Annotated in this window: 18 protein-coding genes; 8 read left to right on the forward strand and 10 right to left on the reverse strand. The window is 66.5% G+C overall.

Annotated elements, in window-relative coordinates; all coding sequences use genetic code 11:
- Positions 1-212: 212 nt before the first annotated feature.
- Genes GR316_RS01345 through GR316_RS01355 form a run of 3 tightly spaced genes read right to left on the reverse strand, consistent with a single transcriptional unit; the run spans position 213 to position 3,319 of the window.
- Positions 213-1,268 (reverse strand): HlyD family secretion protein, encoded by a 1,056-nt coding sequence (locus tag GR316_RS01345; protein WP_211784286.1) that lies wholly within the window; start codon positions 1,266-1,268, stop codon positions 213-215.
- A gap of 7 nt (positions 1,269-1,275) precedes the next feature.
- Positions 1,276-2,886, reverse strand: coding sequence for an MFS transporter (locus GR316_RS01350; RefSeq protein ID WP_211784287.1), 1,611 nt, complete (start codon positions 2,884-2,886; stop codon positions 1,276-1,278).
- Position 2,887: 1 nt separating this feature from the next.
- Positions 2,888-3,319 carry a MarR family winged helix-turn-helix transcriptional regulator gene (locus tag GR316_RS01355; RefSeq protein WP_211784288.1) on the reverse strand — a complete coding sequence of 144 codons (432 nt, stop codon included), beginning with the start codon at positions 3,317-3,319 and terminating at the stop codon, positions 2,888-2,890.
- Positions 3,320-3,458: 139 nt separating this feature from the next.
- Between GR316_RS01355 and GR316_RS01360 the strand changes: the two genes are divergently transcribed.
- Positions 3,459-4,115, forward strand: a complete 657-nt coding sequence (locus GR316_RS01360; RefSeq protein WP_211784289.1) for a hypothetical protein — start codon at positions 3,459-3,461, stop codon at positions 4,113-4,115.
- Here GR316_RS01360 and betC read toward each other — a convergent pair whose 3' ends face one another.
- The 3 genes from betC to ettA form a co-directional block, all read right to left on the reverse strand.
- The gene (gene betC, locus GR316_RS01365; protein WP_211784290.1) at positions 4,116-5,615 is read right to left on the reverse strand and encodes a choline-sulfatase; all 1,500 of its coding nucleotides are present in this window, start codon (positions 5,613-5,615) and stop codon (positions 4,116-4,118) included.
- A gap of 116 nt (positions 5,616-5,731) precedes the next feature.
- Positions 5,732-5,938: a cold-shock protein gene (locus GR316_RS01370; protein WP_211784291.1), complete on the reverse strand. Its 207-nt coding sequence runs from the start codon at positions 5,936-5,938 to the stop codon at positions 5,732-5,734.
- A 178-nt stretch (positions 5,939-6,116) separates the two neighbouring features.
- Positions 6,117-7,772 carry an energy-dependent translational throttle protein EttA gene (ettA, locus tag GR316_RS01375; protein WP_211784292.1) on the reverse strand — a complete coding sequence of 552 codons (1,656 nt, stop codon included), beginning with the start codon at positions 7,770-7,772 and terminating at the stop codon, positions 6,117-6,119.
- A gap of 136 nt (positions 7,773-7,908) precedes the next feature.
- Here ettA and GR316_RS01380 point away from each other — a divergent pair, with 136 nt between their 5' ends.
- Positions 7,909-8,466 (forward strand): nicotinate-nucleotide adenylyltransferase, encoded by a 558-nt coding sequence (locus tag GR316_RS01380; protein WP_249218824.1) that lies wholly within the window; start codon positions 7,909-7,911, stop codon positions 8,464-8,466.
- 33 nt (positions 8,467-8,499) lie between these two features.
- Complete coding sequence (gene dacB / locus GR316_RS01385; RefSeq protein WP_211784294.1) at positions 8,500-9,930, forward strand: D-alanyl-D-alanine carboxypeptidase/D-alanyl-D-alanine endopeptidase; 1,431 nt, start codon at positions 8,500-8,502, stop codon at positions 9,928-9,930.
- A gap of 4 nt (positions 9,931-9,934) precedes the next feature.
- Here dacB and GR316_RS01390 read toward each other — a convergent pair whose 3' ends face one another.
- From GR316_RS01390 to GR316_RS01400, 3 genes are read right to left on the reverse strand one after another with little or no spacing between them, the layout of a single operon-like run.
- On the reverse strand, positions 9,935-10,759 hold the full coding sequence (locus GR316_RS01390) for a polysaccharide pyruvyl transferase family protein (RefSeq protein WP_211784295.1): 825 nt from the start codon (positions 10,757-10,759) through the stop codon (positions 9,935-9,937).
- Positions 10,731-11,609, reverse strand: coding sequence for a hypothetical protein (locus GR316_RS01395; protein ID WP_211784296.1), 879 nt, complete (start codon positions 11,607-11,609; stop codon positions 10,731-10,733). The genes GR316_RS01390 and GR316_RS01395 overlap by 29 nt, the downstream gene beginning before the upstream one ends.
- Before the next feature lies 1 nt (position 11,610).
- Complete coding sequence (locus GR316_RS01400; RefSeq protein WP_211784297.1) at positions 11,611-12,033, reverse strand: tellurite resistance TerB family protein; 423 nt, start codon at positions 12,031-12,033, stop codon at positions 11,611-11,613.
- A gap of 98 nt (positions 12,034-12,131) precedes the next feature.
- Here GR316_RS01400 and GR316_RS01405 point away from each other — a divergent pair, with 98 nt between their 5' ends.
- Both GR316_RS01405 and GR316_RS01410 read left to right on the forward strand, forming a co-directional pair.
- The gene (locus GR316_RS01405) at positions 12,132-13,712 is read left to right on the forward strand and encodes a lysine--tRNA ligase (protein ID WP_211784298.1); all 1,581 of its coding nucleotides are present in this window, start codon (positions 12,132-12,134) and stop codon (positions 13,710-13,712) included.
- 90 nt (positions 13,713-13,802) lie between these two features.
- On the forward strand, positions 13,803-16,091 hold the full coding sequence (locus tag GR316_RS01410; protein WP_211784299.1) for a glycosyl hydrolase family 28-related protein: 2,289 nt from the start codon (positions 13,803-13,805) through the stop codon (positions 16,089-16,091).
- Here GR316_RS01410 and guaD read toward each other — a convergent pair.
- Positions 16,063-17,343: a guanine deaminase gene (gene guaD / locus GR316_RS01415; RefSeq protein ID WP_211784300.1), complete on the reverse strand. Its 1,281-nt coding sequence runs from the start codon at positions 17,341-17,343 to the stop codon at positions 16,063-16,065. The two genes, GR316_RS01410 and guaD, sit on opposite strands and share 29 nt — an antisense overlap.
- Positions 17,344-17,438: 95 nt before the next feature.
- Here guaD and mgtE point away from each other — a divergent pair, with 95 nt between their 5' ends.
- From mgtE to GR316_RS01430, 3 genes are all read left to right on the forward strand, one after another.
- Positions 17,439-18,806, forward strand: a complete 1,368-nt coding sequence (mgtE, locus tag GR316_RS01420; protein ID WP_211784301.1) for a magnesium transporter — start codon at positions 17,439-17,441, stop codon at positions 18,804-18,806.
- Positions 18,803-19,336 carry a 5-formyltetrahydrofolate cyclo-ligase gene (locus GR316_RS01425; protein WP_211784302.1) on the forward strand — a complete coding sequence of 178 codons (534 nt, stop codon included), beginning with the start codon at positions 18,803-18,805 and terminating at the stop codon, positions 19,334-19,336. Before mgtE ends, GR316_RS01425 begins: the two co-directional genes overlap by 4 nt.
- A 93-nt stretch (positions 19,337-19,429) precedes the next feature.
- The gene (locus GR316_RS01430) at positions 19,430-20,143 is read left to right on the forward strand and encodes a FadR/GntR family transcriptional regulator (RefSeq protein WP_211784303.1); all 714 of its coding nucleotides are present in this window, start codon (positions 19,430-19,432) and stop codon (positions 20,141-20,143) included.
- Positions 20,144-20,183 lie beyond the last annotated feature (40 nt).

A 20,183-nucleotide genomic window follows, 5' to 3' on the forward strand; every position in this document is an offset into this window, starting at 1 on the left:
AGGCCGTCCCTCGGCGGAAAAGGAAGCGAGCCGCGCGGCAAGGGACGCACGGGCGGGTCCCGGAAGATCCCGCATCGCAAACAAAAGCACATCCACCGCAGCCCGTCGGACATCGATGGCGGTTCGTTCCAGATAAATGATCCGTTCCTCGGGTGACATAACAGGCCCTTGCAACACACTTGGCCCTAGATAGGGCTGGCCCGGCACGAAGGCTACTGAACCTTTTGGTGATCGACGGGTTCGGAGGAGGTATCTACGCGAACTTCCACCGACAGACCGGGAACGAGGCCGCTTGCCTCATCATCCAGCGCGATGCGTACCGGCAGGCGCTGCGTGACTTTGGTGAAGTTTCCCGTCGCGTTATCGGTCTTCAGCACCGAGAATTCGTTGCCCGTCGCCGGAGAGACGCTCTCGATCCAGCCGGTCAGCTTCCGGCCCTTCCACGCATCGACGTAGATCTCGGCGGGTTGGCCGATCTTCATATCCGCGACCTGCGTTTCCTTGAAGTTGGCGACGACCCAGACGCGGTGCGGCACGAGGCCCATCATCTGCGTCCCGGCGGTGACGTATTGCCCGACGCGGGTGCCGATCTCGCCGAGGCGGCCATCCTCGGGGGCGAGGATGCGCGTGTTGTCGAGGTCGATCTGCGCCAATTGCAGCGCGGCCTTGGCGGCCTCGATCGCGGCTTCGGTGCTGCCGCGGGCGGTTTCGGCGGCCAGGATGTCCTGCTTGGCGATCTCCACCTGCGCTTCGGCGGAGTTCACGTCGGCGGCGGCCTGATCGCGCTTGGCCCGCGCCGTATCGAGATCGGCCTGCGAGGTGACGCCGCGCTGCACCAGCGTCTGGAACCGGTCGAATTCGCGCTGCGCGACATCGCTGTTAACGCGGGCGGCGTTCAGCGCGGCCTCTGCCGCGCCTTCCTGCGCGGTGGCCGAGGCCCGCTGTTGCGCCGCCGAGGCCAGCGCCGCCTGCTGCTGGGCCAGTTGCGCCTTGGCCTGCGCCACCTGCTGGACATAGATGCGGTCGTCGATCCGGGCCAGCAGATCGCCCGCCTTCACCTCCTGATAATCGGTCACGAGGACTTCGGCGACATGGCCCTGCACCTGCGGCGCGACGAAGGTGATCTTGCTGCGGGCATAGGCGTTGTCCGTCCGCTCCACCGAGGTGGAGAAGGGCGGCAACTGCCATGCGAAGAGCACGAAGGCCACGCCGATCACCCCGAGGACCAAGGCCAGAATCGTGCCCGGATGGCGTATCAGTTTTCCCATGGATCGTTCACCCGTTGCTGGAAGGTTGCGCGCGGCGGGCCTGCATCCACAGCCAGCCCTGATGGACGGCCAGAACGGCAAGCGCGGCCCCCGCGACACATGCGATGAGGAAGAAGACGTCGTTATAGGCCATGACCGTGCTTTCGCGCGTCACCACCTGCGACAGGGTGGTGAGCGCCTGCGACTGCCGCGCGGCGGCCTCGGCCATCTGCCCGTTGTAGATCGCGGCATAGGTTTGCAGCCGCGCCGTCACCAGCGGATCGGCCTGCGACAGGCTGGCCTCCAATTCGGACAGATGGGCGTTCTGGCGAAAGCGGATCACCGTCTGGAACAGCGCCGAGCCTGCGATCCCGCCCAGCCGCTGCGTCGTCAGGAACACGATCACGAAGCTGAGGATATAGAGCGGCCCGCGCCGCAGCGCCGTCATCAGCCCCGAGGCCATGGCCGCCGGCAGGAAGATCGCGCTGGCAAAGGCGATCAGCCCTTGGCTGAACATCATCTGCGCCGGGCGCGTCAGGCTGGTGGTGTGGGAATCGATCAGCGCCCCCACCACGATCATGATCAACGCGGCGGAATGGATCGCGGCCTCGCGCCCCGGTTTCAGGATCACGGCACTGACGAGCCCGCCCAGGATCGTGACGGCGACGATCATCCAGAACATGCCCTGCATCTGCTGGTTCTGCAGGCCGAGCGCGATATAGAAGCCCGGCGCCCCCGATGTCTGTTCGGCCAGCACGATGCGGAACACGATCAGCGCCCCCGTCAGTTGCAGGATGGCCGGAGAGGCGAGCCAGCGCACGTCGATCAGCGGGTCCTTGCGGTGCAGCTCGATCGTGGCGGCGATCACCAGCGTGACGATCGCCAGCGCCACAAGCGTGCCGAGCCATGGGGTGTCGAACCACCAATGGCTGGTGCCCACCGTCAGCACGACGGCCAGCGCCCCCATCCCGATCGCGATCAGCGGAAAGCTGATGAGGTCCGCGCGCTCGATCACCTTCTGGCGGGGCACCGGCGTGAGCGGCAGCAGCAGTACCACCGCAAATCCCAGCAGCGCCAGCGCCAGATCCAGCAGGTTCAACTGCTGCAACCCGCCCAGATCCAACAGATGCGGCGCCAGCACCCGCGACAGGGGCGTGCCGAGCGAGATGCCCGTCAGCGCCAGCGACAACCCCACCGACAGCTTGCGCGCCGCGGGAAACGGCTCCAGCATGTAGAGGAACGCAAGGGTGGACATCGGCGCGGCGGCAAGCCCGCTCATGAAACGCACGGCGATGCCCGAATGCAGATCCGTGACCGCGAGGTTCAGGAGCGAGGCCAGCACGAAGGCCGTCAGCGCCACCTGCGCGAACAGGCGCAGACCGAATTGCGTGCGGATCTTGATGAGCGCCAGCGTGACCGAGGCCGAGGGCGCCATATAGGCCGCGATGAGCCACAGCGCCTCTTGCTGCGTGGCGCCGATCTCCCCCTGAACTTGGGTGATGTTGCTGCTCAGAAGGCTCATCCCGAGCCCCTGCGAGATGCCGAGGAGGAACGAGGCGAAGATATAGCACAGCGCCCGCGGCACCGGCATGACGAACAGGCCCGGCGCGGCGGGCGGGGGGGCGGCGGCGTCGCTCATGTCAGCTTGGGGGCGCTGTGTTGGCCAGCACCCGTTCGAGGACGGCAGTGGCGCTTCGCAGATCGTCCTCGGGGATGCCGGCGAAGAATTCGGCCCGCAGCGTCGCGACGTAATCCAAAAGCGCCTGCGCATCCTTGCGGGCGGCGGGCGTCAGATGGATGCACCGGGTGCGCCGGTCGCCCGCACCTTCGCGCCGCTCGACCATGCCCGCCTTTACCAAGGCATCAACCAGCCCGACGATGGAGGGCTGCTCCACCTCCAGCGCTTGGGCAAGCTGGGTTTGCGTCTGTCCGTCCTGCCGCGCCAGCGTCACCAAAAGGCGCGCGCGCGACAGGGTCAGGCCCTGTTCGCGGGCCCGAGCATCGAAGGCGGTCCGCAGCTTGCGGTTCACCTTCACGAGGTGGTCGAGAAAGGATTCTGCGGGGCTGGGCATTGTCGGTAGGTGCCTAAATGTTATGATCCTATGTAAATGCGGGCGCGTCGTCCGTCAAGCGGTCCGGCGCGCTTGCGGAAGGCCGTTGCATCCCGCGCCGCAACGCGTAAGGGCGGGGTTTTCGATGAAAGACATTGCGATGATTCCCAAGCCTGACCATCCCGAACGCCTCCGATCCCTGTGGGTGGCGGTGCGCTGCGCCGCCTGTGCGCTTTTGGCCGCCGCATGGGCGCTGAGCCTGCGCGCCCCGCTGCCCGTCGGGTGGGAGAACGGGCCGCTGGAATCGGCGCAGGTCGGGGTATTGCTGGCGGGGATGATCGCGGCACTGCTGCTGTGCCGCGTGGGGGAGGGGCCGTCTCGGCGCCTCTGGATCGCGGCCGCGATCCTCTGGGCGCTCCTTGCCGCGCGCGAGATGAGCTGGGGCGCGGTCTTTCTGGACCCCATTGCCATGACCGATCACGGGCCGAGCTTCTCGTCCTCCCAGCTTGCGTATCGGCCGGCGGTGACGCCGGTGGTGGCGGCGCTGCTGCTGGGGGCGGTGATCGCCTTCGTCATGGCCGGGCCGCGCCGGATCTGGACGCGCGTACGCCAGACGCGGCGGCTGCCGCTGCTGGACGGGCTGGGCGTGGTCGCGGCGATGCTGCTCTCCACCGCCGCCGAACGTCATATGGGCCTCAGCCTCGGCGGTTGGCCCGGCGATCCGCAGATCCTCGAGGAAGGGGTGGAGCTTGCGGCCTACGCCTTCCTTCTGTCGGCCCAGTTCCGCATCGCCGAAGGGCTGGCCTTGCCGGTCTGATCACTCGCCTCGGGGGAAGCGTTTGCTTTCCTCGAGGATGTTCAGATCCATGTGGTTGCGCATGAACATCTCCGAGGCGTCGGGCATTGGCTGATGATCCCAAGGGCGGTAATCGCCCTGCCGCAGCGCCTCGTAGACGACCCAGCGGCGGGCCTGACTTTCGCGCACCTCGGCGTCGAAGCGGGCAAGGTCCCAGCGGGCATCGGCCTCGGCGCGAAGCCGGGCCAGAACCTCGGCGGCGGCCGGATCGCCTGCGCGGTTCACCCGTTCGCCGGGATCGTCCTCCAGATCGTACAGTTGTTCAGGATCGACGGCGCAGCGGATGTACTTCCACCGCCCCTCCCGCAGCGCGACGAGGGGGGCGATGCTGCCCTCGGCGGCGTATTCCATCGGCACCGCCGCGCGCGCCCCGCCCGCCGCCACCGGCAGCAGGCTGACCCCGTCCGTCCATGGCGCGATCTCGGTCATCGGGATACCAGCCAGATCGCAGAGCGTCGGCGCGATATCGAGGGTGGAGACCGGGACCTCCACCCGCCCGGTCTGGGGCAGGCCCGCGATCATCAGCGGCACGCGGGAGGAATTCTCGAAGAAGGACATCTTGAACCACATCCCCCGGTCGCCCAGCATGTCGCCGTGATCGGAGGTGAAGACGATCACCGCCTCCTGCCGCGTCGCGTCCAGCACATCGAGGATCTCGCCGATCTTGTCGTCAATATAGGAGATGCTGGCGAAATAGCCGCGCCGCGCCCGGCGCACCATGTCCTCGGTGATCGTGCTGGCGGTATGATCGAAGGAATCCATCAGCCGCTGGGAATGGGGGTCCATCTCCTCGTAGGGGATGGGGGCGGGCGGATCGAGTTCGGCGCAATCCTTGTAGAGATCCCAATATTTGCGCCGCGCGACGTAGGGATCGTGGGGATGCGTGAAGCTGACGGTCAGGCACCACGGGCGCGGATCGGCGCCGCGCGACAGATCGTAGATCTTGCGGACGGCCTGATGGGCCACCGCATCGTCGTATTCGAGCTGGTTGGTGATCTCGGCCACGCCCGCCCCGCTGACGGAGCCGAGGTTGTGATACCACCAGTCGATCCGCTCGCCCGGTTTGCGGTAATCGGGGGTCCAGCCGAAATCGGCGGGGTAGATGTCGGTCGTCAGACGTTCCTCCAGCCCATGCAACTGATCGGGGCCGACGAAATGCATCTTGCCTGACAGAGAGGTCTGATACCCCGCGCGGCGCAGATGATGGGCATAGGTCGGCACGCTGGAGGCGAATTCGGCAGCGTTGTCATACACCCCGGTGCGCGAGGGAAGCTGTCCCGACATGAAGCTGGCACGCGCCGGAGAGCAGAGCGGCGAGGCGGTATAGGCCGTCTCGAACCGCAGCGAGCGTTCGGCAAGGCGGCGCAGGTTCGGGGCGTGCAGGAAATCCGCCGGGCCGTCGCGGAACAGCGTTCCGGCGAGTTGATCGACCATCAGGATCAGGATGTTGGGGCGCGACATTGGGTCCTCCGGCAGATTCGCTGCCCTCGGGATGTCGCACGGGCGGCCTTCGGGCCGCAAGCATCGCGCCGATCCGCCGGGACCGCCGCGATGCGGGGGGCGCGGGGCCCCGAATGTCAGGCGATCTGAATGTTCACCGCGGATTCGCGACCATCGCGGCCCGATTGGATGTCGAAGGTCACGGCCTGACCATCGGCGAGCGAGCGCAGGCCAGCGCGTTCCAGCGCAGTGATATGGACGAACACGTCCTTGCTGCCACCTTCAGGGGCGATGAAACCATAGCCCTTGGTGGTGTTGAACCATTTCACGGTGCCCTTGGCCATCGTGAGTGTCTCCTGTTCCGGTACCGTCCGCACTATGCGACGGCGTGGCTAAGTCAGAGCAAGATCGAATCGCTGTGGCCGCAATGGACAGGTCGATAAAGAGTAACGTCGCATACAGGACGCTAGCACGAGAAATGATTCGCGCAAGCGTCCTGTTCAGGCATGATCACGTTTAGCGTTAACGGGTGAATTTCTTGTGTTTCACGCGCTTTGGCTCCACCGCGTCGGGGCCGAGACGGCGGATCTTGTCCTTTTCATAGTCCTCGAAGTTGCCCTCGAAGAACTCCACATGCGCGTCGCCCTCGAAGGCGAGGATGTGCGTGCAGAGCCGGTCGAGGAAGAAGCGATCGTGGCTGATGATGATCGCGCAACCGGCGAAGTTCTCGATCGCCGCTTCCAGCGCCTGCAGCGTCTCCACGTCCAGATCGTTGGTCGGTTCGTCGAGGAGCAGGACGTTTCCGCCCGATTTCAGCAGCTTGGCCATGTGGACGCGGTTGCGTTCCCCGCCCGACAGAAGGCCGACCTTCTTCTGCTGGTCCGTGCCCTTGAAGTTGAAGGCCCCGACATAGTTGCGGCTGTTGATCTGCGCATCGCCCAGTTCGATCAATTCGGCCCCGCCGGAGATCTCTTCCCAGACGTTCTTGTCGGGGTCGAGCGCATCGCGCGACTGGTCCACATAGGCCATCTTCACCGTGTCGCCGACCTCGATCGTGCCGGCATCGGGCGTCTCGTTGCCGGTCAGCATCTTGAACAGCGTTGATTTGCCGGCGCCGTTCGGGCCGATCACACCGATGATGCCGCCCGGGGGCAGGGTGAAGGTCAGGTTCTCGATCAGTTGCTTGTCGCCCATCGCCTTGGACAGACCTTCGACCTCGATCACCTTGGAGCCGAGGCGCGGACCGTGCGGGATGACGATCTGCGCCTTGCCCACCAGATCCTTGACCGATTCGTCCGCCATCTTGTTGTAGGCGGAGATACGGGCCTTGGATTTCGCCTGACGGGCCTTGGCCCCGGCGCGGATCCATTCCAGCTCGCGCTCCAGCACCTTCTGCTTGGCTTTGTCCTCGCGGGCCTCTTGCGCCATGCGCTTGGCCTTGGCCTCCAGCCACGAGGAATAGTTCCCCTCATGCGGCAGGCCGCGGCCCCGCTCCAGCTCCAGAATCCAGCTGGTGATGTCGTCGAGGAAGTAACGGTCGTGGGTGACCGTCAGGATCGTGCCCTTGTATTCGATCAGGTGCTTTTGCAGCCATGCGATCGTTTCGGCATCGAGGTGGTTGGTCGGTTCGTCCAGCAGCAGCATGTCCGGCTCTTCGAGCAGCAGCTTGCACAGCGCGACGCGGCGACGCTCCCCGCCCGAGAGGGTTGCGACATCGGCATCGTCCGCCGGGCAGCGCAGCGCCTCCATGGCGATGTCGACTTGGTTGTCGAGTTCCCACAGGTTCTGGGCGTCGATCTGATCCTGAAGCTGCGCCATCTCCTCGGCCGTCTCGTCCGAGTAGTTCATGGCCAGTTCGTTGTACCGCTCGAGGATGGCGCGCTTGGCGGCGACGCCTTCCATGACGTTGCCGCGCACATCGAGGCTTTCGTCCAGATGCGGTTCCTGCGGCAGATAGCCGACGCGCGCATCCTTGGCGGCCCATGCTTCGCCTTGGAAATCCTTGTCGATGCCGGCCATGACCTTCAGCAGCGTCGATTTCCCCGCGCCGTTGACGCCGACCACGCCGATCTTGACGCCCGGAAGGAAGTTCAGGCGGATGTTCTCGAACACCTTCTTGCCGCCCGGATAGGTCTTGGAGACGCCATCCATGTGATAGACGTATTGATACGAAGCCATGGGGTGTGTTCCATCTTTCAGGGATTTGGCCGCCTTCATAACGATAACGCTGGACAAGGGCAATCAGGGGGTGATTTGTGGCGCCCGCGCAATCGGGGGAAATGACGTGCAGGGCTGGCCAACGGCGCGACGGGGGATGGTGATCGGTTTGCTGGGTGGGTCCTTCGATCCCGCCCATGCCGGCCATGTCCACATCACGCGCGAGGCGATGACCCGTTTCGGGCTGGACCGCGTCTGGTGGCTGGTCAGCCCCGGCAACCCGCTGAAGCCCCGCGGCCCCCGCCCCTTGGAGGAGCGGATGGCCCATGCCCGCACCGTCATGCGCCACCCCCGCGTCGCCGTCACCGACCTCGAGGCGCGGATCGGCACCCGCCACACCGCACAGACGCTGCGGGCGCTGCAGGCGCGCTATCCCGGGGTGCGCTTCGTGTGGCTGATGGGGGCGGACAACCTCGTGCAGTTCCACCGCTGGGAAGATTGGCGCTGGATCATGAAGAACGTGCCCATCGGCGTGCTGGCCCGGCCGGGCTGGGGGGTGCGCGGGCGTCTGGGGCGGGCGGCGCGGGCCTTTTCGGGCTGCCGGGTGCCGCCCGTCCGGCTGGGCCGGGCCGAGCCGCCGGCATGGGCCTTTGCGGACCTGCCGATGATCGACGTTTCCTCCTCGGCGATCCGGGCGCGCGGCGAATGGGGCTAGCGCCGCAGAGGCGGGACGGATAGCGTCGGGCGCATGATTTCCAGACGCTTTCTTCTGGGCGGCCTGTCCGCCATCGCTGCGGTTCCCGGCTGTGCCGGCGCACCCGACCGTTCCCCCCGTCCGCCCGTCGTCGCACGCGGCTCGGCCACGTCCGAGGCGCTGGTGGCGCGTTCGGGGGTGACGGGCACCGTGGCCTTCGCGGTCGCCGATGCGTCGGGCCGGATGCTCGACGGGCGGGGGGCGGATGTCGCCCTGCCGCCGGCCTCTACCGCCAAGGCGATCACGGCGCTCTATGCGCTGGACCGGCTGGGCGCGGGGCACCGCTTCGGCACCTCGCTCGTGGCCTCGGGGCCGGTGCGGGGCGGCATCGTGCAGGGCGATCTGTGGCTGGTGGGCGGCGGGGATCCGACGCTCGACACCGATGGGCTGGACGACATGGCGGCCGAGCTGGCGGCGCAGGGCGTGCGCGGCGTCACGGGGCGGTTCATGGCCTATGGCGGCGCGCTGCCCTTCATCGACGAGATCGACCGCGGCCAATCGATCGACGCCAATTACAACGCGGCGATCTCGGGGCTGAACCTGAACTTCAACCGCGTCTATTTCGCATGGGGCGCGGGCGGTGCGGCGGTCAGCCTCGATGCGCGTTCGGGCCGGGTGGTGCCGCCGGTGACGATGGCGCGGATGCGCGTGGTGGGCCGGTCCAGCCCGACCTATACCTACGATGCGGGGCAGGGCGTGGACAATTGGACCGTCGCGCAGGCCGCGCTGGGCCGCGGGGGCAACCGCTGGCTGCCGGTGCGCCAGCCCGACAGCTATGCCGGCGACGTGTTTCGCTGGCTCGCCGCGCGGCGCGGCGTTGCGCTTCCGGCGCCGGTCGTCACGCGCAGCGCGCCCTCCGGCACGGTGCTGCTGACCCATTCCAGCCCGCCCTTGTCCGAAATCCTGCAGGACATGCTGAAATATTCCAACAACATGACCGCCGAAACGGTGGGCCTGACCGCCTCGCGGCAGGGATCGCTCACGGCGTCGGGGGCGGCGATGGGGCAGTGGGTGGCGGCGAAATACGGCGCCTCCGTGGATCTGCGCGACCATTCGGGCCTGTCGGGGGCGTCGCGCGTCGCGCCGTCGCAGATGGTCCGGGTGCTGGTCGGGGCGCAGGCCGATCCCGCGGGCCGCGCGCTGCGCGGGCTGATGAAGGACGAGGGGCTGTTCGATGCCGGTGGGCGCGAGCATCTGTCCGACACCCTGCGCATCAAGGCCAAGACCGGCACGCTCAGCTTCGCGTCCGGTCTCGTGGGATATGCCAGCGCGGGCGGCACGGAGCGGGTCTTCGCCATCCTCTCCGCCGATCTGGCGCGCCGCGACGCGATGAGCGACAGCGACACCCGCCCCGCCGGAAGCAGCACGTGGATCCGCAACGCGCGCATCCTGCAAAGCCGCCTGATCGAGACGTGGGTGGGCTGAGGCCCTAGGACGGGCGTGCGACGAGATGTGCGGGGAACGCGGCCAGCAGCGCCGCGCACGCATCCTCGATCGCAGCGGCGTAGGGCAGGGGCGCGTTGCGGCGGGCACCGTCCACCGCGTCCTGTAGCCCGTCCAGCGACACGACATCGCGGAGCTGCCGGTGAATCCCGGCGGCATAATCGTAGAACTTGAACCACGCCGAGGCATGGATCCCGGCCGGCACGATCAGATTGTTCGGGATGCCGTAGGAATCCGCGATGATCAGCCCGTGCAGGCTCTGCGAGAAGATGTGACGGCACGCCGCGATCTGGCGGATGACGGAGGCGGAATCGTCCTCGCGCGGGTCGATGATCGTGACGCGGGGATCGCCCGCGAACATCTCGTGCCAGCAGGGATCGTCCGCTTGGGAATGGTGCGGCACGATGCCGACCTGCTCGCCGCGCTCCACCTCGCCGATCCAATGGCGGGCCAGAAGTCCCGGATCGCCGAAGGCAACGGGCGGCAGCCCGAGGATCCCGGCCGTGCCGGGCCCGCGCACCGCCGCGACATGCGCCCCGGCAACCCAATCGCTTTCGAGAAACTTCATGCAGCCGGTTCCCCAGACCACGAGGGGCGCGCGGCGCGCATCCCGCTTCATCGTGCCCTTGCGCGCGTTCCACATGATGCTGCCAACGGAGATGAGGTCGGCATTCCGTTCCTTGGACCAGACCACGGGCCTGCGCGCGACATGCCCGATGATATCCCGGCCAAGCGTATCCCCGAAGTTGGGCGTCACATTCCACCAGAACAGCCGCAGCGGTTCAGTCGGTCTCGCTTTCGCGTTTTGCATCAACATCCCTCAGGGCGGAGGCGATCGCCTCCTGCTGATCAGGGGACGCTTCCTCGAGAATCTTTCTCAGTCGATACGGGAAGTAATTTTTGTTCCCCTTCGCAATCCTTTCCAAAACATTAACAAGAGTCACCACAGGATGGATCGCCTGCGACGTTCTGACACGGGGCAGAATGGCCTCGGCAAGATGCGGGGGATTGGTGTTGAAATCCTCGTGGCCGAAAACATCCGGCATTATTTCGTCGAGTGACAAGAAGGACAGGTCGGGGTGCTGCGCCGCACCGCACAAGACGCCTTCGTCGTTCAGCCGTTGGAAGCCGCGCCGGGACGAAACGCGGCGAAGCTTATGCATGACTTTCACGGCCGCCGCCGAAGCGCGGGTGACAGGTAGGATGCAGCCCCAAGTCGGATCGAGGTGAAGTCGGGTCAGTTGCCGCGAGAATCTCTGAGGCTCGTCTTTCGGTCCCAGATCGACCGCCAGAAGGTCCGCATCCACGCCATCCAGACCTTTCAGAAAGGCGCTCGCGGATTGGCCGGGCATCGCGACGTCGGATTCGATCAGGCAGTAATAGGCCGCATCGGGATAAACCTGCCGGGCCGCGTAATAGCAGATATCCCCGCAGAACCAGCCCCAATGCTCGGGCAGTATGGGCAGGCCGAGCGCGGCGGGCGTATCCGCCCCAATGCTGACCTTGGGATAGGGCGCGGTATCCGCTGGCCCCGCGCGTTCATCCATCACGGCGACGATACGGCGCGCGCCCGCAGCCTCCAGCGCGGCGGCGGTGTGGCGCGCCACCACGTCCATCTGCTGACCGCGGATCAGGAAGATCGTATCGTCGAGCGTTCCCATCCTAGCCCCGCATGTGCCGCGCGCGGGCGCCGCGCTCGATCGCGGCGGCGTGCAGGCGGTCGATCCGCAGCTCTTCGCGGATCTCCTCCAGCAGGCGCAGTTCGGTCTGATAGAGGTGGCCATCCGCCGCCGCGACGTCGCAGGCCAGCGCATAGGCCGTTTCGTGCAGACGTTCCTCAAGGGCCGTGCGCACCAGCGCGAACAGCGCATCCAGACCGTCCTCTTCGTTGAACAGGTCGAACACCGTGCGCGCAACATGGCCAAGGCGGTTGATGTCGTAATCGGCAAAGACCGGCAGATGATTCAGCATCTGCTGGATCGCGACCAGTTCCGACGTTTCCACCGCCCCATGCGAGGCGGACACCGCGATCATCAGCGCCACCAGCGCATCCTGCTGCGAGAGGGAGGGGAGGGTGTCGTCCATGGTCGCGTCCTTCTTTTGCCCCAGATTATTGACGAGCCAGTGTGGCGGCAATAGACGAAGCGCAGCGGCAAGGTGCCGCAGAAAAGGGAGATGTGCCCATGACGGCCCTGCAGGACGCCGCGATGAATTCCAAAGCCTGGCCCTTCGAGGAGGCTCGCCGGATTCTGAAACGCGTCGGTGGTAAGGCGCCGGAGAAGGGCTATGTGCTCTTCGAGACGGGCTACGGCCCCTCGGGGCTGCCCCATATCGGCACCTTCGGCGAGGTGGCGCGCACCACCATGATCCGCCGCGCCTTCGAGGCGATCTGCGACATCCCGACCCGGCTGATCTGTTTCTCGGACGATCTGGACGGCATGCGCAAGGTGCCCGACAACGTGCCCCAGCAGGACATGCTGCGCGAGAATCTGCAGCGCCCGCTGACCTCGGTCCCCGATCCCTTCGGCGAATACGACAGCTTCGGCGATCACAACAACGCCATGCTGCGCCGCTTCCTCGATACGTTCGGCTTCGATTACGAATTCTACTCGGCCACCGATTTCTACCGTTCGGGCCGGTTCGATCAGATCCTGCTGCGCGCCTGCGAGCGGTATGACGATCTGATGAAGGTGATGCTGGCCAGCCTGCGCGAAGAGCGCAGCGCGACCTATTCCATCTTCCTGCCGATCAGCCCCACCACGGGCCGCGTCCTTTATGTCCCGATCCGCGACGTGAACGCCAAGGACGGCACCATCACCTTCGACGACGAGGACGGCACCGAAACCACGCTGCCCGTCACCGGCGGCAACGTGAAGCTTCAGTGGAAGCCCGATTTCGGCGCGCGCTGGGCCGCGCTCGACGTCGATTTCGAGATGTACGGCAAGGACCATTCCACCAACACGCCGATCTACGACCGCATCTGCGAGATCCTCGGCGGGCGCAAGCCGGAGCATTTCACCTATGAGCTGTTCCTCGACGCCAATGGCGAGAAGATCTCCAAATCCAAGGGCAACGGCCTGACCATCGACGAATGGCTGACCTATGCCTCGACCGAGAGCCTTGCCTATTTCATGTATCTCAAGCCGAAGACGGCGAAGCGGATGCATTTCGACGTGATCCCGAAGGCGGTGGACGAATACCACCAGCAGCTGCGCGCCTATGCCACGCAGGACGAAGCCAAGCGCATCGACAACCCGGTCTGGCACATCCACAACGGCAATCCGCCGGAATCGCGGATGGTGGTGCCCTTTGCCATGCTGCTGAATCTTGCCTCCGTGTCGGCGGCCAAGGACAAGGACGTGCTCTGGGGCTTCATCCAGAACTACGCGCCCGACGCCTCGCCCGAGGGGAACCCCGATCTGGATGCCGCGGCGGGCTTCGCCGTGCGCTACTTCCACGATTTCGTCGCGCCCACGCGCCGCTTCCGCCTGCCGACCGATCAGGAACGCGCCGCGATGGAGGATCTGCTTACTCGTCTGCGCGGCTGGGAGGGCGGGCTCGACGCCGAGGCGCTTCAGACGATGGTCTTCGCCGTCGGCAAGGATCACGGGTTCGAGCCGCTGCGCGACTGGTTCAAGGCGCTCTACGAGGTGCTGCTCGGCGCGTCCGAAGGGCCGCGCTTCGGCGGGTTCATCGCGCTTTACGGCGTCGCGGAGACGATCGCCCTGATGGAGCAGGCCTTGCGCGGTGAACTCGCGGCCTGATGCCGCGTTGCCCTCCGCACGGTGGCGTGCGGGGGCCTTAACGTTTCGTTGGTAATCCTGCCCGCAACCCCAAGCGAGGTGAGGATTGCGATGAACAAGGCGATTACCGAAGGTCTGGTCCTGATGCCCCCGGCCTTTTCGGCCGGGCTGGACCTATGGTCGCGCGAGGATGGCGAGCCGGGGCAGGGCAGCTATGCCGGCCAGTCCAACGCCGCCACCGTCGCGGCGGATCAGGATTTCGCCGGCTGTCTGGAACTCCTGAAGCTCGATTCCGTGCAGAAGCTGCGCTGCTTCCAGCAGATCCCGTTCCAGCCGGGCCTGTATCTTCAGGTCCGCGCCAAGGTGAAATGCGTCTCGGGGGCGTTCCCGACGGTGCGCATCGCCGCCTATGCCGGCAACAGCAAGGGCAAGGCGGTGAAGGTGCCGCTGACCGGGCCGGAAGTGACCCTGTCGCGCTATGGCGAGGTGGTGGAGGTGTCGGCCATCATCGGATCGGGCAACCGCTCGGGCGTGGACATGGCGTGGGGGACGGAGCCGGTCTATGCCCATCTGGGTCTAGATCTGACCGGCGCGTCGGGCGGCGTGGTGCGCATCGACGACATCACCGTGGAGGATGTGACCGCCGTCTTCCTGCGCGACATGCTCGATTTGGTGGATGTGCGCGATTACGGCGCGCTGGGCGATGGGACGACCGATGACGCGGCGGCCTTCGCGGCGGCGGATGCGGCGGCGGCGGGCGCGCGGCGGATCTTCGTATCGGCCGGCACCTACAAGCTGGCTTCGCATGTCACGCTGAACAGCCCCGTCTTCTTCGAGGGGCAGGTGAAGATGGGCGCGTCGCTGCGCCTTGCGTGCACGCGCAACTTCGATCTCGACACCTACACCGCCGCCTTCGGCGATCCGCTGGAGGGGCTGCGCCGCGCGTTGCAGGCCATCTTCTCCTATACCGGGCATGTCACGCTCGATCTGTCGGGGCGCCGCGTCGATGTGACCGAGCCGCTGGATGTCGCGGCGCTGGCCGGGACCAACCGCTTCGAGCAGCGCCGCGTTCTGGCCAATGGCCAGCTCAGCGCCAAGGACGGCACCGCGTGGGAGGCCAAGAAGGTCACCTCCTCGGCGACCTATTCCACCAGCGATCCCTACCGGCTGACCAACGTCGCCAACGTGGCCGAAATCCCGGTCGGCGCGCGCGTCACCGGCAACAACGTCCCGCGCGAAATCTATGTGCGCGCCGTCAATGTCGGCGCGGGCACGGTGGAGTTGAACCTGCCGCCCGGATCGGTCGGCGGCACCCGCACCTTCACCTTCGAGCGGTTCCGCTACATGCTCGACTTCTCGGGGTTCGAGAAGATGTCGAAATTCGAGATCACGGATATGGAGCTGCAATGCGACGGCATCGCCAGCGCCATCCTGCTGCCGCCCGCAGGCACCGTGTTCCGCATCGCCGATTGCGTGATCAACAAGCCCAAGGACCGGGGCATCACCTCCATCGGGACGGGATGTCAGGGGCTGATGGTGGATCAGTGCCAGTTCCTGTCGAACGAGCAGAGCGACAAGGTGCAGGACCGCACCACCATCGCCCTCAACGTCAATTCCAACGACACCAAGCTGCGCAACAACCGCGTCGTGAAATTCGCCCATTTCGCGGTGATGAAGGGCACGGGGCACATGTTCATCGGCAACCACTTCTTCCACGGCGACGACGAGCCGTCGGGCGTGCGCCGCGCCGGGGTCGTGCTGACCGAGAAGAACGTGAAGGTGCTGTTCACCGGCAACTACATCGACAACAACTTCATCGAATGGACGAACGAGCATGATCCCGAACCCGATTACGAGGATGAATTCTCGTTCGGGGGGCTGACGGTCACGGGCAACATCTTCACCGCCAACGGGGTGGGGGCCTCGTTCCGCTGGCTGGTGGTGACGCCGCGCGGCACCGGGCAGTTCATCAGCGGGCTGAGCGTGACGGGCAACGCCTTCCGCACCATCAACGCCACCGTGGACCGGGTGGAAGCGGTGGACGAAAGCTTTGCCAAGCTGGATTACGGGCGTTTCCGCAACGTCGTCTTCGAGGCGAACACCTTCAACGGCATCACGCAGGCCACCGCGAACCCCGTGACCGTGACGCATGAACAGAACACCGCCGCCAGCACATGGCAGGTCGATGCCTCGGGCTATCTGCCCTTTGCATCTTGGGCGCGCAACGTGCCGGCGGTGGTGGCGCAGGGTGCCGTCACGACGGCCGAAGGCGCGACGCAGGCGCCCTGCTGCTGGGCGGAGGCGACGAAGGGGACCAAGAGCAACCTCGTCAACCTGCGCTGGCAGCAGACGGTGAAGGGCACCGCGCTGGTCACGATCCGCTGCGACAACCCGATCTGAGGGTTCCGTTCGTCCAGACGGCGCGGATGGCACGGTCGTCGCCCATCATGATGGTGGGGAAGACGGCCTGCCAGATGTCCTCGGCGCGGCGGGTGGCCTGTTCGATCGCGGGGGTGGAGGCGAGGTCGATCACCACGAGATCGGCCTCCATCTCCGGGGCGATGTTGCCGACCCGGTCCTCGGCCCGCAGCGCGCGGGCCGATCCGGCCGTCGCCAGCCACCACAGCTGCGACGGATGCAGCGGATCGCGGCGCAGCTGCCCGATCTCGTAGGCCGCCGCCATCGTGCGCAGCATGGAGAAGCTGGACCCGCCGCCCGTATCGGTGGCCAGCCCCACCCGCATCTGCCGTGCCAGCCCCATATCGAAGAGGCCCGAACCGATGAACGTGTTGGAGGTCGGGCAATGCACCACCGAGGCCCCCGCTTCGATGAGCCGCGCGCGTTCGCGGTCCGTCAGGTGGATGGCATGGCCGAAGACCGCCCCCTCGCGCAGCAGGCCCTGCGCCTCGTAGGTGTCGAGATAGTCGCGCGACTGGGGGAACAGCTCGCGCACCCATTCGATCTCGTCGGTCTGTTCGGACAGATGCGTCTGCATCAGGCAGTCCGGCCGTTCCCGCCACAGCGCACCGAGGGCGGCCAGCTGCTCCGGCGTCGAGGTCGGGGAGAAGCGCGGCGTGATGACATAGGACAGCCGGTCCACGCCATGCCAATCGTCCAGAAGGCGCAGCGAATCGTCATAGGCCGATTGCGCGGTGTCGCGCAGCCCTTCGGGGGCGTTGCGGTCCATGCAGGTCTTGCCGGCATAGAGGCGCAGGCCCCGATCCTGCCCGGCGCGGAAGATCGCCTCCACGCTTTCGGGGTGGATCGTGGCATAGGTGCAGACCGTGGTCGTGCCATTGGCCAGCGCCAGATCGAGGTAACGACCCGCGATCTCGTCGGCATAGGCGGGATCGGAGAAGCGCATTTCTTCGGGGAAGGTGTAGCTTTCCAGCCAGTCGATCAGACGCTTGCCCCAGCTGGCGATGATCGCCGTCTGCGGATAATGCACATGCGCGTCCACGAACCCGGCCGAGATCAGGCACCGACCGTGATCGGTCACGCGGGCCTCCGGCCATTCGGCGCGCAGCCGGTCCGCGGGGCCGACGGCCTTGATGCGGCCCCCGTCGATGGCCACGGCTTCGTCGATATGCGCGCGGCCCCCCGCAAAGGGATCGCCGTCGAATCGCAGCACTTGGCCCAGAAGAATATCCATTACGTCTCTCGCTTTACCGTGATGTCACACTAAACCCTCTTTCTCGCCGGGGAAACGCAGAGTATCGCCGCAAAGACCAGAACACGCGAGGCAGCATGGCAGAATCCGAAGAGCGCGAGGATGAGGGCCTCAACGAACGCCTCGTTCAGGACATTCTGGACGCGGTGGATCAGGCGGAGGGGTCGCGCCTCACGCAGCTTCTGGAGCCGCTGCACCCCGCCGACATCGCCGACCTTCTGGAGCAGATCAGCCCCGAGGAACGCCACGCGCTTCTGACGCTGTGGCAGGGCCTCGATGGCGAGGTGCTGTCCGAGATCCGCGAAGGCATCCGCGAAGAGGTCATCGACACGATGGCCCCCGAGGTTCTGGCCGATGCGGTGCGCGAACTGGACACCGACGATGTGGTGGACATCGTTCAGGATCTGGAACTGCCGCAGCAGGAGATCATCCTCGGCGCGCTGAACCGGGCCGACCGGGCGGCGGTGGAAAAGGCGCTGACCTATCCCGAATATTCGGCGGGCCGTCTGATGCAGCGCGAGGCGGTGGTCGCCCCCGAACACTGGACCGTGGGCGAGGCGATCGACTTCCTGCGCGAGGCCGAATACCTGCCCGATCAGTTCTATCATGTCATACTGGTCGATCCGCGGATGAAGCCGCTGTCCTACGTCACGCTGGGGCGGGTTCTGTCGTCGCGGCGCGACGGGCAATTGCGCGATCTGGCCGAGGACAGCTTCCGCACCTTCCATCCCGCAGATCCCGAATCCGATGTCGCCTATCAGTTCAACCAGTATCACCTGATCTCCGCCCCCGTGGTGGATGACGACGGGCGGCTGGTGGGCGTCATCACCATCGACGACGCCATGAACGTGCTCGACGAAGAGCACGAGGAGGACATCCTGCGCCTTGCCGGTGTCGGTGATGACAGCTCCATTTCCGATGGCGTGGTGGAAACGCTGCGCCAGCGCACGCCGTGGCTGCTGGTGAACCTTGGAACGGCGAACATCTCGGCATGGGTCATCTCGCAGTTCGAGGGGACGATCGCCATCATCGTGGCGCTGGCGGCGCTGATGCCGATCATCGCCTCCATGGGGGGCAATGCGGGCACGCAATCGCTGACGGTGGCGGTGCGGGCACTGGCGACGCGCGATCTGACCAGTTCCAACGCGGCGCGGGTCGTGCGGCGCGAGGTGGCGGTGGGGCTGGTGAACGGGCTCTTCTTTGCGGTGGTGATGGGGGCGCTGGGGGTGACGCTCTATGGCGGCACCGTGATGCTGGGCGTGGTGATCGCCCTTGCGATGATCATCAACCTTGCCGTGGCGGCGCTGGCGGGGGTGATCGTGCCGCTGACGCTGCAAAAGCTGCGGCTGGACCCGGCGCTGGCCTCGGGGACGTTCGTGATGACGCTGACGGATGTGGTCGGCTTCTTCTCCTTCCTCGGGCTTGCGACGGTGATGCTGCTGTGAAGGCCGAGCTTCGCCATCAGGCGCTGGCGGCGCGGGGCATCGCCCATGGCGCGGGGCAGGGCGCGGCGGCGGCGCATCTGGCCGACTGGCTCGCCCCCCATGCGGGGCGCGTGCTGGCCGGATACCTGCCGCTGCGCACCGAGATCGACCCCCGCGCCGCGATGGCCGCCCATGACGGCCCCGTCTGCGTGCCGGTGATCGAGGCCGCCGGTCTGCCCCTGCGGTTTCGCCGCTGGACGCAGGACACCCCGCTGGAGCACGGCCCCTTTGGTGTGATGATCCCCGCCACCGGCGACTGGCTGGAGCCGGAGGTGGTGATCGTGCCGCTCGTCGCCTTCGACGCCAGCGGCTATCGCCTCGGCTATGGCGGCGGCTTCTACGACCGGACGCTGGAACGGCTGCGCCAGCGCGGCCCGGTGGTGGCGGTGGGCTTTGCCTTTGCCGCGCAGCAATGGCCCGCCGTGCCGGTGGAGGTGACGGATCAGCCCCTCGATGCGGTCATCACAGAACTCGGTCTGACGACGTTCTGACCCGCGCCCATTTGTCCCATGGCGCCGGGGGTCGGCGGTTTGGCAATTGGTGCGTCATCCTATAGGATGGGCGGACATACGAAGGACCGAACCATGACCACCACTCCACTTCGCCCGCGGGCCGGCAACCTCGTGGCCCGTGTCGGGGAGATGCTGCGCGCCGACATCGTCGAGGGCCGCCTGAAGCCCGGAGATCGCCTGCCGTCCGAGGCGAAGCTGACCGAGATGCATGGCGTCAGCCGCACCGTCGTGCGCGAAGCCGTGGCCGCCCTGCGCGCCGACCGGCTGGTGGAGGCGCGTCAGGGGGCCGGCGTCTTCGTGCTGGAACCGCCGGTGCCGGAACCCGCGCCGTTCCAGAACATCGACTATGTGCGCCTGTCTTCGATGATCGAGATGCTGGAACTGCGCACCGCCGTCGAGGTGGAGGCCGCGGGCCTTGCCGCGCTGCGCCGCTCGGCCCAGCAGGAGGAGCGGATCGTGGAAGCCTTCCGCGCCGTGGCCGAGGCGATCGAGGCCGATGCCCCGACCTCGGCCGTCGATTACGATCTGCACCTTGCCATCGCCGAGGCGACGAACAACCCCCGCTTCACCGAGTTTCTGGCCCTTCTGGGCGCGCAGGTGATTCCGCGTCGCGCCGTACGGGCCAATGACGAACCCGCCCCCCGCGCCTATCTGGAGCAGCTTCAGGCCGAGCATGACCGCATCGTGACCGCGATCCTCGCCGGCGACGAGGCCGGTGCGCGGGCGGGGATGCGGGTGCATCTGCGCGGCGCGCAGGACCGCTACCGGGCGCTGCTGCGCGGCTAGTTGTCACGCATTCTTGTTCACAGGTATGATGACCTGATAG

It is taken from the genome of Falsirhodobacter algicola, assembly GCF_018279165.1.
Taxonomy (GTDB): Bacteria; Pseudomonadota; Alphaproteobacteria; order Rhodobacterales; family Rhodobacteraceae; genus Falsirhodobacter; species Falsirhodobacter algicola.